Annotated in this window: 16 protein-coding genes; 9 read left to right on the forward strand and 7 right to left on the reverse strand. The window is 42.8% G+C overall.

The features are described 5' to 3' along the window. Positions 1–76: 76 nt before the first annotated feature. On the reverse strand, positions 77–760 hold the full coding sequence (locus AC6CHI_RS07915) for a hypothetical protein (protein WP_458891634.1): 684 nt from the start codon (positions 758–760) through the stop codon (positions 77–79). Positions 761–989: 229 nt separating this feature from the next. Between AC6CHI_RS07915 and AC6CHI_RS07920 the strand changes: the two genes are divergently transcribed. Further along, positions 990–1,871: an energy transducer TonB gene (locus tag AC6CHI_RS07920; protein WP_498120513.1), complete on the forward strand. Its 882-nt coding sequence runs from the start codon at positions 990–992 to the stop codon at positions 1,869–1,871. A gap of 77 nt (positions 1,872–1,948) precedes the next feature. Here the strand turns inward: AC6CHI_RS07920 and AC6CHI_RS07925 are convergent, their stop codons facing one another. The 4 genes from AC6CHI_RS07925 to miaB form a co-directional block, all read right to left on the reverse strand. Further along, entirely contained in the window at positions 1,949–2,248 is a 300-nt protein-coding gene (locus tag AC6CHI_RS07925) for an antibiotic biosynthesis monooxygenase family protein (protein ID WP_498120515.1), read from the reverse strand. A 78-nt stretch (positions 2,249–2,326) separates the two neighbouring features. Further along, the gene (ybeY, locus tag AC6CHI_RS07930; RefSeq protein ID WP_498120517.1) at positions 2,327–2,809 is read right to left on the reverse strand and encodes an rRNA maturation RNase YbeY; all 483 of its coding nucleotides are present in this window, start codon (positions 2,807–2,809) and stop codon (positions 2,327–2,329) included. Between the two features lie 18 nt (positions 2,810–2,827). Continuing rightward, on the reverse strand, positions 2,828–3,904 hold the full coding sequence (locus AC6CHI_RS07935) for a PhoH family protein (RefSeq protein ID WP_100243262.1): 1,077 nt from the start codon (positions 3,902–3,904) through the stop codon (positions 2,828–2,830). Between the two features lie 39 nt (positions 3,905–3,943). Then, positions 3,944–5,398, reverse strand: coding sequence for a tRNA (N6-isopentenyl adenosine(37)-C2)-methylthiotransferase MiaB (gene miaB / locus AC6CHI_RS07940; protein ID WP_498120519.1), 1,455 nt, complete (start codon positions 5,396–5,398; stop codon positions 3,944–3,946). 407 nt (positions 5,399–5,805) lie between these two features. Between miaB and AC6CHI_RS07945 the strand changes: the two genes are divergently transcribed. The 5 genes from AC6CHI_RS07945 to AC6CHI_RS07965 all read left to right on the forward strand — a co-directional run bounded on the left by AC6CHI_RS07945 (position 5,806) and on the right by AC6CHI_RS07965 (position 10,366). Then, positions 5,806–7,701 (forward strand): lytic transglycosylase domain-containing protein, encoded by a 1,896-nt coding sequence (locus AC6CHI_RS07945; RefSeq protein WP_498120561.1) that lies wholly within the window; start codon positions 5,806–5,808, stop codon positions 7,699–7,701. 28 nt (positions 7,702–7,729) lie between these two features. Further along, complete coding sequence (locus AC6CHI_RS07950) at positions 7,730–8,395, forward strand: ribonuclease T2 family protein (RefSeq protein WP_498120521.1); 666 nt, start codon at positions 7,730–7,732, stop codon at positions 8,393–8,395. Between the two features lie 172 nt (positions 8,396–8,567). Beyond that, positions 8,568–9,554 (forward strand): malate dehydrogenase, encoded by a 987-nt coding sequence (locus AC6CHI_RS07955; protein ID WP_016168548.1) that lies wholly within the window; start codon positions 8,568–8,570, stop codon positions 9,552–9,554. 167 nt (positions 9,555–9,721) lie between these two features. Continuing rightward, the gene (locus AC6CHI_RS07960; RefSeq protein ID WP_498120523.1) at positions 9,722–9,979 is read left to right on the forward strand and encodes a DUF2789 family protein; all 258 of its coding nucleotides are present in this window, start codon (positions 9,722–9,724) and stop codon (positions 9,977–9,979) included. A 135-nt stretch (positions 9,980–10,114) separates the two neighbouring features. Beyond that, positions 10,115–10,366 carry a DUF2789 family protein gene (locus AC6CHI_RS07965; protein WP_458891627.1) on the forward strand — a complete coding sequence of 84 codons (252 nt, stop codon included), beginning with the start codon at positions 10,115–10,117 and terminating at the stop codon, positions 10,364–10,366. Positions 10,367–10,449: 83 nt separating this feature from the next. Here the strand turns inward: AC6CHI_RS07965 and AC6CHI_RS07970 are convergent, their stop codons facing one another. Then, positions 10,450–10,977, reverse strand: coding sequence for a hypothetical protein (locus AC6CHI_RS07970; protein ID WP_498120525.1), 528 nt, complete (start codon positions 10,975–10,977; stop codon positions 10,450–10,452). Between the two features lie 59 nt (positions 10,978–11,036). Next, the gene (locus AC6CHI_RS07975; RefSeq protein WP_498120527.1) at positions 11,037–11,639 is read right to left on the reverse strand and encodes a 2OG-Fe(II) oxygenase; all 603 of its coding nucleotides are present in this window, start codon (positions 11,637–11,639) and stop codon (positions 11,037–11,039) included. A 115-nt stretch (positions 11,640–11,754) separates the two neighbouring features. Between AC6CHI_RS07975 and AC6CHI_RS07980 the strand changes: the two genes are divergently transcribed. Genes AC6CHI_RS07980 through AC6CHI_RS07990 form a run of 3 tightly spaced genes read left to right on the forward strand, consistent with a single transcriptional unit; the run spans position 11,755 to position 14,589 of the window. Continuing rightward, on the forward strand, positions 11,755–12,612 hold the full coding sequence (locus AC6CHI_RS07980) for a 23S rRNA (adenine(2030)-N(6))-methyltransferase RlmJ (RefSeq protein ID WP_498120529.1): 858 nt from the start codon (positions 11,755–11,757) through the stop codon (positions 12,610–12,612). A gap of 46 nt (positions 12,613–12,658) precedes the next feature. Then, on the forward strand, positions 12,659–13,483 hold the full coding sequence (gene pssA, locus AC6CHI_RS07985; protein WP_458891623.1) for a CDP-diacylglycerol--serine O-phosphatidyltransferase: 825 nt from the start codon (positions 12,659–12,661) through the stop codon (positions 13,481–13,483). Positions 13,484–13,515: 32 nt separating this feature from the next. Further along, on the forward strand, positions 13,516–14,589 hold the full coding sequence (locus AC6CHI_RS07990; protein WP_498120531.1) for a DUF6670 family protein: 1,074 nt from the start codon (positions 13,516–13,518) through the stop codon (positions 14,587–14,589). Positions 14,590–14,639: the final 50 nt, after the last annotated feature.

A 14,639-nucleotide genomic window follows, 5' to 3' on the forward strand; every position in this document is an offset into this window, starting at 1 on the left:
GCTTTTCAGTGCAAAATGTATCTGTACTGTAGTCTTTTACTTATGGCTACAGCACATTGTTTTACAGAGCGTCAGCTTATCTATTTTTTTGTTTAATCGGTGTGACTTGGGTCTCAGGAATGCCTTGGTGAGCCCAATCGTCAATTTCATCTTCCGACATTTTGCCAAACAAGGCAGCCAGATTTACATTACCCAAAACCACCAATTCAGCTTCACGTAACACGGCATGATTGACATGGACTTTGCTTAAGGTATCAATAATTGAACGTTGCTTACCGAGCCAGCGGTTCAAGTCTAAATGTAATAAATCATCTTTGACTTTAATAACATTCAATTTTTCTAAAATCATGCCCAACGGATCTTTGTTAAGAATTTTTTGATAAAAATACAGGGCTGCTTTGAAGCCTATTTTTTGAAATACATTTTGGAATTTGGCTTCGATTACTTGCGTGTCACTGATTTGCTCAAACACAATCAGCTGCATGTCTTTATTCATTTCCATTTGCACAAGCTTAAGATCCACCGACAGGGTGGTATACAGCCCTTTAAATTCTAAAGTGGCATATAGTCGGAGCCAGTCATCATGCAAATCGGCATGTAAATCTTTCAGCATTTTCACATTGTCGGTCACAAAGCGCTGAAAGGTGGCGTTCAGGAAAACTTGCGACAGAGGAAATTCGCGCTCATCCTCAATAAAGCCTTCAGCTTTTTGGTACACTTGATGTAGCCGTTTAGAAATATTGGAAAGTAGCGTTTGCATAAAGGCATCCTAGCAAGTGAATCTACAGGCTTTCGATTAATTTTGCCAAATTGTATTTAAAATACAAAAATTCAATCTTGCAGTTTAGCAAAATTAATTGCACCATTTTCAGTATTTTAATGCAGTGATTCTGTTGTATTGATGAACTTCAGGTTTTATCAAAATAATAGCAACCAAGTCAAAATTTTACTGTGCATGCAGTTTGGGGAAGGCAGTTTGTCGCTTACATATGATACTGAATAGAATAAATTATACGCCTTTATTGCGCGCTTGGTGGAAAGATCCGATTTTTACAACAGCGGTTATTCTGGCACTGGTTTTACATGTGTTGATTTTGGCGATTCAATTCGCGGCACCGACACAACAAGATGCCACAGTCAAAGAAATTGCCGTGACTTTACGCCCCAGCGAACAGAAAATTGAACATGCTGACTTTTTGGCACAGGCCGATCAGCAAGGTTCGGGGACTTTTCGCGAAGCGCATCGTATGTCGAGTGATATGCCTGCACCTATGACGGATCAAAGTGCGGGTGAGCAGCAAATGGAAACGTTGCAAAAGACACAACAAAAGCGTGAGTTGAATTTTGAAGAAAAAGTCTTAATGACGACGCTCAGCTGGCAAAAGCAAGCCGAGCAAAATCGCCGTAAAAAAGCCATGGAAGAGCTCAATAGCCAGTTTCAAGCCAAAGCTGCGATGGTTGCCAGTTTAGAAGCCCAGTATCTGCAACGTCAGCAAAACTTTAGTCGCCAACAGAAAATTAAAACGGTCGATGGAATTCAGGCCAAGCAAGATGTGACCGCAGCCTATATGGAAAAATTCAGACAAAAAGTCGAATTTTACGGGAACCGCTATTATCCAGAGCAGGCCAAGCAACAGCGTTTAGCCGGTGAGGTACGTTTGATGGTGATTCTGAATCGTAATGGCGGCATACGCGCGATCCGTTTGATTGAAAGTTCAGGGCATGAATTGCTAGACGAGGCGGCGAAAGCTTCAGTGCGTAAGGCGGCGCCATTTACAGCTTTTGACAGTCAAATGAAGGATATTTCGGAATTAAGAATTGTACGTACTTGGCGTTTTGATCCTGCTGAAGCAGAGTTTGAAGTGCATTAATTTAAATAAAAACCTTTAAACCAAATTGAGCTCTCAAGTGAATCACTGAGGGCTTTTTTGTTGGGTCTCATACACACCTATGAGGGTACAAAGGCATAACGACGCTCAACCTTGCAAATCTCGACACTAAAGAATTGGTACCAGTGTTCTTTAGCAAACTGCTGTGCGACTTGCTGTTCTGCATCTTGATGCCATGCTTGAATGTCACTCAAGCTATACCAATAAGACAATGCGATTTCAAAATCTTGCTCTGAAATGGTTTCAAATTTTTGGCAATTAAACTGGGTGAGTGCTTTTTCTCGTAGCAATTGTGCGGTTGCATAATATGCGTGATCTAAGGCTTTGGTTTTAGCTTTAAAAATAACCACATAATTCATCGCTGTCCCTTCTGATTTTGCTCAGTGCTGTGATACTGGATGACATAAAAAAGCGAGCCGAGGCTCGCTTTTTAAGATTTAGTCTTGTTCTAAATACGGATTTTCAAAGCCCAGTTTGGCGAGGATTTCGATTTCCAAGGCTTCCATTTCTTCTGCATCTGCTTCAGAGGTTTCATGGTCATAGCCCATCAGATGCAACGTGCCATGCACCAACATATGAGTGAAATGTGTCAGTGCGGCTTTGTTTTGCTCTTGTGCTTCTTGCAGCACAACAGGAATGCAAATCACCAAGTCACCGATCGGGAATGCCTCAAGGATTTGTGCCATCTCATCTGGCAGATCACTGGGAAAAGACAACACATTGGTCGGTTTGTCTTTGCCACGATATTCCAGATTAAGTTTATGGCTTTTATCATTGTCGACACAGGCAATACCGATTTCACAATCACTTTGCGTATCAATATGACGTAAGCTAGTTTCGACGACTTTTTTGATATAAGCACGTTTCAGCACCAACTCGGGTGACTGAAACGATTGTTGTAAGGAGAGGCTAAGTTTCAAAAGGAGTCCTTAAGGCGGTTAATCTTGTGCATCCGCAGCGGCATCATTTTCGGCAATTAACGCTTCTTGACGGGCTTTGCGCTCTGCACGTGCTTCAGCACTCAGGCGTTGTTGTTCGCTGTCCCAACCTTCGTAAGCTTCTACGATTTTTTGAACCAGTTGATGACGCACCACATCACGTGAATGGAAGCGGGTAATGTGAATTTCTTTAATGTTTTCAATCACACGAAGTGTATGTGCAAGGCCAGATTGCTGACCACGCGGTAAGTCGACCTGCGTGATGTCCCCGGTAATTACGGCACGCGAACCAAAGCCTAAACGCGTCAGGAACATTTTCATTTGTTCAGGCGTGGTGTTTTGTGCTTCATCCAGAATCACAAAAGAATGATTTAAGGTACGACCACGCATATAAGCAAGCGGTGCAACTTCAATCACCTGACGTTCAATCAACTTTGCCACTTTTTCAAAACCGAGCATTTCATACAAGGCGTCGTACAAAGGGCGTAGGTAGGGATCGATTTTCTGGCTTAAATCACCTGGCAGGAAGCCAAGTTTTTCACCGGCTTCGACTGCTGGACGTACCAATAAAATCCTTTGAATTTCATTGCGTTCGAGCATGTCCACAGCGGCTGCAACGGCAAGGTAAGTTTTACCTGTCCCTGCAGGACCAATACCAAATGAAATATCACTTTGTAGAATCCGCTGCACATAGCGGCGTTGGTTCGCTCCACGGGGATTAATCCGACCTTTACGGGTTTGGAGATAGACATCTTCTAAACCCGTGTGTTCATTGTCAGAAAAATCGGCTTGAATTTCACGGTCAGTCTGACTGCCTTGAATCATCATGTGGATGACGTCGGCGGTAATTTGTTGAGAGGTTTCAGCTTCTTCATGCAGACGTTGCAAGAGTGTCTCGGCTCTCTCGACTGCATCAATCTCCCCATCGATGTAGAAATAATCACCTCGATGGGAAATTTGGACATCTAGACGTTGTTCGATTTGTTTCAAGTGACCGTTATAAGCACCGAGCATGCTCTTTAAACGCTCCATTGAAATACCAGGAAAAGTTACTGTACGTCGAATCGCTGCAGTCAAGTGAGTTCCTTTATGGTAGCTTGGGTCTATACCCTTACATTACGCCACGTCAGGCTCAAGATTCAAGAGTTCACCATAAACAAAATTTAAAGTTTTAATTTCGGTAATTTCAATCTCTGCGAAACGTCCAACCCATGCGGCATCCCCGATAAAGCTTACGTAACGGGTGTTGTCAGCAGTACCAATCAATAAATTCGGATCTTTATCCGAAACTTTTTCAATTAATACGCGTTGAATGGTGCCGAGCATGGCATCAGTCTTTTCAATACTCGATTGCTTAATCCATTTTTGTACCTTCGCTAAACGCTCTTTTTTCACATCTTCAGATGTAGTGTCTTCAAGCTCAGATGCAGGTGTCCCTGGGCGTTTTGAGTAGACGAAACTATAAGAGTGGTCAAAGTCCATATCTTGGATGAATTGATAGGTTTCTTCAAAGTTCTCATCTGTTTCACCTGGGAAGCCGATGATGAAGTCGCTGGATAAATGCATATCTGGACGAACTTTGCGTAACTTGGCAATCTTCTCGATATACACGTCAATGGTGTGGTTACGTTTCATGGCTTGTAATACCGCATTCGAGCCACTTTGCACTGGTAAATGCAGGTGTGAAACCATTTGCGGCAAGTCGCGGTAGCATTGAATTAAATCGTCATTAAACTCAAGCGGGTGCGAGGTGGTATAACGTAAACGACCAATCCCTGGAATTTCTGCGACTAGACGTAACAGATCAGCAAAGGTGCAGATATTGCCTTCAAAGGTTTCGCCACGGTAGCCATTCACGTTCTGACCTAAGAGGCTGATTTCACGCACGCCTTTTTCAGCCAGCGTTGCGATTTCTGCCAATACATCATCCAGTGGGCGAGAAACCTCTTCACCACGGGTGTAGGGCACGACACAGAATGAACAGTATTTTGAACAACCTTCCATAATTGACACAAAGGCTTTGTAACCTTCAACGCGCGGCTCTGGTAAGAAGTCGAATTTCTCAATATCAGGGAAAGAAATATCCACCAATTTGATTTTGTCTTTCTTGGGCTTTTCAATTTGTGCAAAATGCTGATCGAGCATTTGTGGCAAACGGTGCAAAGTTTGTGGACCAAAAATCATGTCGACATAGTTGGCACGCTTTTGAATGTTGTCACCTTCTTGCGAGGCAACACAACCACCCACACCAATAATCAAATCAGGATTTTTATCTTTCAGTTTGCGCCAACGGCCCAGCTCGGAAAATACTTTTTCTTGAGCTTTTTCACGAATCGAGCAGGTATTCATGAGTAGAATATCGGCGTCTTTCGGATCTTGAGTTAGCACATAACCATGTGAATCGCCAAGTAAATCTGCCATACGATGACTGTCATACTCATTCATCTGACACCCTTGCGTTTCGATATACAGTTTTTTAACTGAACCGTCGGCTGGGGTGTGCTGTGGCTGGGTAACAGTGTTTTCTGAGGCAGCGTTGGCACCATCTGGAATGAAGGTTTGAACCGTCATGTAGGCTCCTAAGGGTAAAGCGGAGAAACGTGTATCCACTGTCTCTGAATTAAGCTGGCATGGTGTTTTTCAACACGGGCGAGCAGGGAAACAGGAGAAAACACGATGAAAATTAATGAAGGCGCATATTTTAGCAGGATTTACAGAAAAACGGACAGCTTTAAATATCAACGCAAAAATATTGATTTATGAAGCAAAAATGTTTGAAAATTAATATTGCCTTATCAGAAGGTTACACAACACAACAACAGCATGCTGAGAGAATAATCTACACTAGCAGCAGAATGAGGTGTTCACATTGAGATTAGGTCGACTAGGTAAAAATACAGGATGAAGGCGCACGTATGTTAAATCAGTGGTTCGATAAAAAAAATTATTATCACGTACTTGCATGGAGTGTGGCTTCAATGGGTCTGCTGGGTCAGGCCTATGCGGCAGATGAACAATTCAATGATGCCTTACAAGCCGCGAATTCGGGCAATGTTGAACTGTTACAGCAGTATCAGGCATCAATGCAAAATGATGTTTTGGGCTATTACCCAGAATACTGGACCTTGAATGCCAATCTGGGTTTTCAGTCAGCCAACAATATCATTAACTTTGCGCGACGTTATCCGCAATCGGCTATGGCGGAAAAATTGGCGGCAGATTATGTCGAAGAAAAAGTAAAACAGGCTGATTTCAATAGCGCACAACCTGTACTGCCTTATGTCACCAATGCCGATCAAGCCGAGAGCTGTGCAGTGGCACAGGTTCGGGCCAAAACTGGGGATGCATTAGTATTTGCTGAATATAAAGATGTGTGGCTGACCACCAATTCACAACCGGAGTCCTGTACCGGCTTGGCACGCATGATGCTGTCTAGCCCGTTAATGACCGAGCAAGACAAACAGCAGCGTTTATGGGTTTTATTACGGGCAGGACAGTCGGGACAAGCTGTTGCGACTGCACAGACCCTCGGATTGAATTTAAACTTGGCGCAGTTGAACCAAATTCAGGCCGATCCTTTAAATTATGTTTGGTCTGCACCGAAAGCAACAGCAGAAGATCAAGCCTACCTAATTTTTGCCATGGGTCGCATGGCTGATAGTGATTTGGATGCGGCCATTTCCTCTGTTCAGCGAGCGGCACAAGGGATGCCCGAACAGGTACAAAAAGCTTTGTACCGTGCAGTGGGCTATGTGGGTGGCACCACAGTCATGAAAAATAATTTTAAACGCGAAGTTCTGAATAATCTGGATGCCAGTTATGGATTGCCATTTAGCCCAGAAGAAGCTGAAATTTATGCACGTCAAGCCATTCGCTTTGGTGCATGGGAAAGTGTGATTCGTGCCATTGATGCCATGAGTGTCAATCAAAAACAAGAAGACCGTTGGCAGTATTGGTTGGCACGTGCTTATGAGCAACGCAATGATGCCAAGTCAAAGCGTGCAGCACAGGAAATATTTCACAAGCTTGCCCAAGGCGATGATTATCATAACTTGTTGGCGAAAGATCATGTTGGACAGCGCTATAGCTCCATTCCAGCCAATGTTCAGCCAAGCAATAGCGATATTCAACGCTTGAGTCAGGATATTCATTTTAATCGTGCTTTTACCTTGCGAAATGTGAATGCCCCAGACAGTTACGTCAATCGCGAATGGAATTGGGCGGTACGACAAGCCTATTTAAAACATGATGATGGTTTGCTTTTGGCTGCCGCTAAACGGGCAACGGACATGGGCTGGTATGATCGGGCTATCTATGCGGCGGACCGTACCGAGCGTAAGCATAACTACGCTTACCGTTATGCCATGCCGCACCAAAGCTATGTCGTGAGTCACAGTCAAAATGCGGGTATTGACCCAGCATGGGCCTATGGACTGATGCGTCAGGAAAGCCGTTTTGTTTCTAGCGCACGCTCTCATGTTGGAGCGGGGGGCTTAATGCAGATTATGCCTGATACGGCACGCCTGGTTGCGAAGCAGATGGGGGAAACTTATAATCCTGCCGCGTTAACGGATATGAATACCAATATTCGTTATGGGACATTCTATCTGTCGATGATTAATAGCCAATTAAGCGGTAATCCTGTGCTGGCAACAGCGGGCTATAATGCGGGGCCGAATCGTGCACGTCGCTGGCAACCGGATGATCGACCACTGGCTGCAGACCAATATACTGAATCGATTCCATTGAATGAAACACGGGACTATGTCAAACATGTCATGACCAATGCGACCCATTATGGTGTGTTGTTAGGTCAAGGTGCACAGTCGATTACCAATCGTATGCAGCTGATCCCGTATCGTGGTACTCCATAAAATAGATGTGCGAAAAGGTTTAGCATTGATGTGGTTTAAACAAGTTCAACAAACAGGGATTCAAATAGTACTGCTGTTTATCGGTGGTCTAGGCTGGTCTGTTTGTTCACTTGCAGCTAATGCCGCATCACCCTCTACGCCGTTGGGTTATGTCATGGAAATTCAAATGACCCCAGCCATGTGTATGTTGGATAGCCAAAGAAGCAAGAAACGAAAATGCTTGGAAGGCTATTCACTGAATATTGTTGGACTGTTGCCTGAAACAGCACAACGCAATTGTGAAACATCAAGCTCAGCAGCTCTTTCCCCGCTACAAGCCAAGGTGGTGGCTAGAGTCATGCCCGATGAAAATGCCCGAGTACAACTTTGGCGTTCTATTGGTGGTTGTGTGCCAATGGGAGCCAGTCAATATTTTCGTACCATTATTAACTATGCCGAACGGCTAAAAATTCCTGCGGAACTGTCCAGTCCTGAAACTAAAACAGTGACGCAAAATCATATCAAATTGCAATTTTTACGTCTGAATCCGCGTTTGCCGAATGGCGGTATTCAGTTAGGCTGTCAGAGTTATCGGGGTGAAAACTATCTGACCAAAGTCAATGTTTGTTATAAAACCAATGGACAGTATAAACAATGCTCATCTGCCGTGATTGGCAATTGCCCAACCCAGATCACGATTAAAGGTTCATATTAATTTTTTTTGTGACTGGCGATTTATATTTTCTATCAGACTTTTGTTGAAATTGACGCTCTTTTTTATGCATATCCTTAAGGATTGGAGTACAATCTTTGCCGTTTATGATAATTCGATGAAAACGGACAGACCCGTTTAATCATATTAACGATCCTCAATTGGAGATAATTACATGAAGCAACCTGTTCGCGTTGCCGTTACTGGCGCAGCTGGTCAAATCGGTTACAGCTTATTATTCCGTATCGCTAGCGGTGAAATGCTTGGTAAAGACCAACCCGTTATTTTGCAATTGTTAGAAGTTCCATTTGAGAAAGCTCAAGCTGCGCTTAAAGGCGTAATGATGGAATTAGATGACTGTGCTTTCCCATTATTGGCTGGCATGATCGGTACTGATGATCCTAAAGTTGCATTTAAAGATGCAGACTACGCGTTATTGGTTGGTTCACGTCCACGTGGTCCTGGTATGGAACGTGCTGACTTACTTAAAGTGAACGGCGAAATCTTTATTGGTCAAGGTCAAGCACTTAACGAAGTTGCTAGCCGTGACGTTAAAGTTCTTGTCGTAGGTAACCCTGCGAACACGAATGCTTACATCGCAATGAAATCTGCTCCAGATCTTCCAGCGAAAAACTTCACAGCAATGTTACGTCTTGACCACAACCGTGCGTTAACTCAACTTGCTCAAAAAGCGGGTGTTGCTGTTTCTGACATCGAAAACATGACAGTTTGGGGTAACCACTCTCCAACAATGTATGCTGACTACCGTTTTGCAACTGTAAACGGCGAAAGCTTAAAAGACAAAATCAACGATGCGGCTTGGAACAAAGACGTATTCCTTCCTACAGTGGGTAAACGTGGTGCTGCGATCATCGAAGCACGTGGTTTGTCTTCTGCTGCGTCTGCTGCTAACGCTGCAATCGACCACATGCGCGATTGGGCTCTTGGCACAAACGGCAAATGGGTAACGATGGGTATTCCTTCTGACGGTTCTTATGGTATTCCTGAAGGCGTAATGTTCGGTTTCCCTGTTACAACTGAAAATGGCGAATACAAAATCGTTCAAGGTCTTGAAATCGACGAATTCAGCCGTGAGCGTATCAACTTCACTCTTAATGAGTTAGAAGAAGAGCGTGCAGCAGTTGCTGACATGGTGAACTAATTTAATCTTCATCGATTAAGTTAAAAAAGCATCCTCCTTGAGGGTGCTTTTTTTATGGCTGAATAGAATCAACAAAAAATAACATGCTGAAAAAATATACAGAATGATTTTATTGTGCCATTCCGTTACCTTGAAAAGAGAACAAGAACCAATGTGAGGGCAGAATAATGTTTGATGTACAACCCACCCTAGAACTGCTATTTGAACAGTTAGGTTTAAGTGGCAACGAAAGTGATATCGATCAATTTATCCGTGAGCATCAATTGGGCGCTGATGTCGAGCTACATCAAGCCAGTTTTTGGACAGATTCGCAGCGAGAGTTTCTACATAGTCACTGGGACAAAGATGATGAATGGGCCATTGTGATTGACACCCTAAATGAACAGCTGCATGAAGATACTGGAACCATGAATATTAGTGGCTAATACAGGCTGTAGTGATTTTTCGTAGTTCACAAAAAGCTACAACAAAGTCTCTACAGCCTCTTTTTTTGTCTGTGTAATTCTTATAAGTTAATTAAATAATAAATTACAGATGAATTGATAAGGGGTAGGGCGATCATGAAGAACAATCCATCCTTAGAGTTACTGTTTTCACAATTAGGTTTAGCCAATAGTTTGGCGGCAATAGAGTTATACGTGCGTACACATCAGCTTCCTGCACATTTGTCCTTGCATGAAGCACCGTTTTGGAATAAGTCACAGCGAGATTTTCTGATCAGCCATCTTGTTCAGGATGATGATTGGGCGATTTGGATTGATGAACTCAACCAACAACTGCATATGGATGCCTCTAAATTACAAATGGCTTAAAACTGTCAGCAAATTGCGAATCTAATTGCCCCGTGACCGATAAAAAAAGCGCCTGTATTGGCGCTTTTTAGTGGGTTGTTTTTTTAATGCAATTTTTGTTGGGTCAGTTGTACAAACCATAAGGTTTCACGGAACGGCTCAAATGCAGGGTGTTGATGTAATAGGAAAGAATCAAACTCAGCCGTTTGGCTATATTTTTTTAACCAATGACGACTTAAAGCCGTTTCATTTTTACAGGCACTGGCATAAGCAAGGAAGAAATATACATCACCATGTTCATGCACGGTCAGCGGTTTTAAAATCTGCTGGGTAATGAGGGCAAAGCGCAGCTCTTTGGTGATTTCAAAATACAGCATATAGGCTTTGGCCAAATGCAAAGACAAATTTAAATACATATGTAACGGCATTTCTTCAAATTCAATCCGCCCTTGCTCCAGTAACACAATAGCTTCTTGTAAGAAATGTAATTGTTCTTGGCGTACACGACTCAGCGTCACTAATGCTAAACGCAAATCTGCACGTTCTAAAGCTAAATCAGGGGTATTACCTTCCAAATACATTTGGTCAGTTTCGCCAATTCGTGCAATGATTTGCTTTGCATCTTTAAGCATTGGTGCTGTCCTCTTGGGTGAAGTTGGGTATATGTGGTCAGTGCGCAGAATTTAAAGGTCTACCAGATGGAGTTACCACTTCTTAACCATGCCGTAATGGATAAACGCTGATGTTTGGCTTCAATCACTTCATGTAGCAAATCACTTTGGAATAACGCAATCCGATTCGGCTGAGGTTGAATAATGTGCCATTCGGCATTTTTATCTTGCAAGCGCAGCTGACCACCCCAGTCGTCTTGCCAGGTTTCATGTAGATAGTAAACGACAGAGATGACACGATCATTTTTTTGTTGTGGATTGTCACGGTGTAGAGCATAAAACTCGCCAGCATGGTAGCAGGCGAAATGGGCTTCGACTTCGCGAATACCGAAATAAAAAGCTTGGTTCAGTGCTTCAGACAAGAGCGATAAGGTGTCGACATGTTGTTGGGCAATGCTTAATTCGGGTTGAATCCATAAAATATGATCGCTGCGAATTTTACTGACCACTCCATTTTGAATGGCAGCCTCCCGAAACTGATTTAAGTGTGAGCTGCATTCCTGCACCAAATCAGCCACATATTCAGCAGGGTAGGCTTGATCAATCAGTGCAAAACCATGTTGATCAAGATCATTTAGGACTTGATCGATATTCCATGAGATAGGAAGCTTGGAAGCAAGCATAAAAGCACAACTCAAAACAAGAAAACAGAACCGCTTTATTCTAGAACAACATATCCATCGGAATGAAACTATTTTTCATGCTAAAATACCCATTGATTTTAGGAATTAAACAGCAATGAATTACCGTCACCATTTCCATGCAGGCAACTTTGCCGATGTCATGAAGCATGTGTTATTGCTTCAGCTTTTGACTCGACTCAATGCAAAAGATAAACCATATCGCTATGTTGATACGCATGGTGGTGCAGGTAAATATGACTTATCTACCTCTGAAGCACAAAAATCAGGTGAGTTCTTAAATGGTATTCACCGTCTAGTTAAACTGGATGACTCCGTGAAACGTACTGCGCCTGAAGGCGTACAGCAATATTTAAAAATTGTTGAAAAAATGCGGGGGAATTTTGGTAAAGGTGCATATCCAGGTTCACCGTGGTTTGCACTGGAAGGCATGCGTGAGGTAGATAAAGCCACCATTTTTGAAATGCAGCGTGATGTATTTCAGCAATTGCGTCATAACATTCATGACAAACGCGCAGGCTTGCATGAGCGCGATGCCTATGAAGGTCTATTGGGGGTCATTCCTCCGAAAGAAAAGCGTGGCTTGGTAATGATTGATCCACCCTATGAATTAGAACGTAAAGACTTCCCGCAATTGGTTGAACTCTTAGTTGCGGCTTATAAAAAATGGCCAACAGGGGTGTTCGCTGTTTGGTATCCAATTAAAGACCGCGCCATGATTGATCGTTTTGAGAAGAAAATGTTCAAAACGGGTATTCGCCGTCAGTTGATCTGTGAAGTCTGCGTATGGCCAGATGATACGCCAGTCGGTCTAAATGGTTGTGGTTTATTGGTGATTAACCCACCATGGAAATTCTCGCAAGATGCCGATGAAGCATTACAATGGTTATTCCCACACCTACGCATGCAAGAACATGGTGGTCATGCTGCCGTGCGTTGGTTAGTTGGCGAATAATTACTAAATATAAAATAAGTTAGGTTGCAGATTAGGATATAAAACAATGACAAACAGCTCGAAACCTGAAAGAGAGTTAAATGCTCCCGAACATGACTACGATGGGATTACCTTTGAAGTTGTAGAGGAGGAGCATACTCAAGAAGGGCATAAGGTCAAGCGTCGTGGTATTTATCTGTGGCCTAACTTAATTACCACTGCGGCATTGCTGTCCGGTTTTTATTCTATTATTGCCAGTATGAATGGTGATTTTACCCAAGCCATTTATGCGATTTTTCTTGCCGCATTATTTGATGGTTTAGATGGTCGTGTCGCCCGTGCTATTGGTGCGCAAAGTGCCTTTGGCGAGCAATTTGACTCGCTCTCAGACTTGTTGGCATTTGGTGTTGCGCCTGCAATTCTGATGTATAGCTGGAGTCTGCATGATTTAGGCCGTATTGGTTTGGCCTGCTGTTTTATTTATACCGCTTGTGCAGCATTCCGTTTGGCGCGCTTTAATGTACAAATTGGTGTGGTTGATAAACGTTATTTTATTGGGGTTGCCAGTCCCTTGGCGGCTGTGATGATTATTTCCATGGTCTGGGTCGGACGTGATTTCCCAGCAATTTTCAATTTGAATGAATTAGGTGTTCAGATTGTGAATGCAGCCATTATTGTGTCTGTTGGATTATTAATGATCTCTAACATCAAATATTATTCATTTAAAACAGTAGACCGTCGTCGAGTGCCATTCGCCGTCTTGCCGATAGCTGTTTTTATTTTGGCGGCAATGACCTATAACATTCCTGTGGGCATTTTAGTGATTTCGATCATTTATGCACTTTCAGGTTTTGTTACCACCTTTTTAGCTCGCAAGCAGAGTGTGAGTTAATTATGGATTGAGCTGTGATGAGGAGCTAGGTTATGCAATTGTTTCAAGATTTTTTAGATCGCTCCAAACAATTGAATCTGGCTCTCAAAAAGCCGCAGCTTCATTTTCATGCCCCGACCAGACAATACAAACTCATTTACTTCGGGGTTATTCTTCCCAATCTGCCAGCTCCTTTACATTATTTGAATTTCATTGGCTTATTTGCTGCCACACATGCACCGATGTTACGCAATGACAGTGCTATTCAAACCTCAATTGCAGATACAGCCATCCTGTTCAGTAGTTGCAGTCCGCATATGGTTGGACAGTTACGTAGCTACTCGATTGATCAAGATTGCTTTTTAACTAAAAATTTACTGCAATTTTCCAGTGTTGAGCATATCTCTGGAAATTTGCCACACTTAGAAATACAACGCGAAGACAGTGAATTAAGTTTTCAGCTTCAAGTGCATACGACTCAACATGTGAGTTACTTTAATAAAATGCGCATGGGCTTGGGAGAGCACTGGTCTACACGATGCTATTGTGAAGGACATTTGGTCTATAAAGAGCAGACCTATAAAATTGCACATCAAGGTGTGTTTGAATTTGCACGTGCCATCCAGTTTCCCTATTTGCCTTTGGCATTCTTTACCTATCAAATTATTCAACTCCATAATGGTGATCAACTCTTGATGGCGCAAACACGGGACAGTTTTAACCGTATTGTGCAATCACGTATGTATCTCAAATATGCCAATGTAGAACGTACGGAGTTGTTTGATGCAAATGTGCAATTTCATGTGCATCGTGTTTATCCTAAAGTTGTGACTCCAAATGGACAGAGCATGTATCTACCGCGTGAGTTTGAATGGCATTATCAAAATAAGCGAGGAGATATAATTCAGGTACAGGCACAAAGTCGTGGCGATTTTAAATTCGGTTTGGCTGCGGGCTATGTCGGCAGTTTTCAATACCAAATCAGAATTAACGCCAGGGAAGAAAGCGGTGAGTCAGGCTATTGTGAATACGTAGATTGTCGTGCGCTGAAGTGGCAGGAGAAAAATCAAAATGAAAAAATATGGGATAATTTAGCGGCTTCTGTACCTTTTATGCTCAAAAAATAAAGAAAATACCGCATTTAGTTTAAAAAACACCCACTCAAAAGCGTAAGTTG

Source organism: Acinetobacter sp. GQ146, from assembly GCF_059758585.1.

Bases quoted from the DNA above. Each gene is read 5' to 3' on its own strand.
- AC6CHI_RS07915 (WP_458891634.1), bottom strand. From the start codon at position 760: ATGCAAACGCTACTTTCCAATATTTCTAAACGGCTACATCAAGTGTAC.
- AC6CHI_RS07920 (WP_498120513.1), top strand. From the start codon at position 990: ATGATACTGAATAGAATAAATTATACGCCTTTATTGCGCGCTTGGTGG.
- AC6CHI_RS07925 (WP_498120515.1), bottom strand. From the start codon at position 2,248: ATGAATTATGTGGTTATTTTTAAAGCTAAAACCAAAGCCTTAGATCAC.
- miaB (WP_498120519.1), bottom strand. From the start codon at position 5,398: ATGACGGTTCAAACCTTCATTCCAGATGGTGCCAACGCTGCCTCAGAA.
- AC6CHI_RS07945 (WP_498120561.1), top strand. From the start codon at position 5,806: ATGGGTCTGCTGGGTCAGGCCTATGCGGCAGATGAACAATTCAATGAT.
- AC6CHI_RS07950 (WP_498120521.1), top strand. From the start codon at position 7,730: ATGTGGTTTAAACAAGTTCAACAAACAGGGATTCAAATAGTACTGCTG.
- AC6CHI_RS07955 (WP_016168548.1), top strand. From the start codon at position 8,568: ATGAAGCAACCTGTTCGCGTTGCCGTTACTGGCGCAGCTGGTCAAATC.
- AC6CHI_RS07960 (WP_498120523.1), top strand. From the start codon at position 9,722: ATGTTTGATGTACAACCCACCCTAGAACTGCTATTTGAACAGTTAGGT.
- AC6CHI_RS07965 (WP_458891627.1), top strand. From the start codon at position 10,115: ATGAAGAACAATCCATCCTTAGAGTTACTGTTTTCACAATTAGGTTTA.
- AC6CHI_RS07970 (WP_498120525.1), bottom strand. From the start codon at position 10,977: ATGCTTAAAGATGCAAAGCAAATCATTGCACGAATTGGCGAAACTGAC.
- AC6CHI_RS07975 (WP_498120527.1), bottom strand. From the start codon at position 11,639: ATGCTTGCTTCCAAGCTTCCTATCTCATGGAATATCGATCAAGTCCTA.
- AC6CHI_RS07980 (WP_498120529.1), top strand. From the start codon at position 11,755: ATGAATTACCGTCACCATTTCCATGCAGGCAACTTTGCCGATGTCATG.
- pssA (WP_458891623.1), top strand. From the start codon at position 12,659: ATGACAAACAGCTCGAAACCTGAAAGAGAGTTAAATGCTCCCGAACAT.
- AC6CHI_RS07990 (WP_498120531.1), top strand. From the start codon at position 13,516: ATGCAATTGTTTCAAGATTTTTTAGATCGCTCCAAACAATTGAATCTG.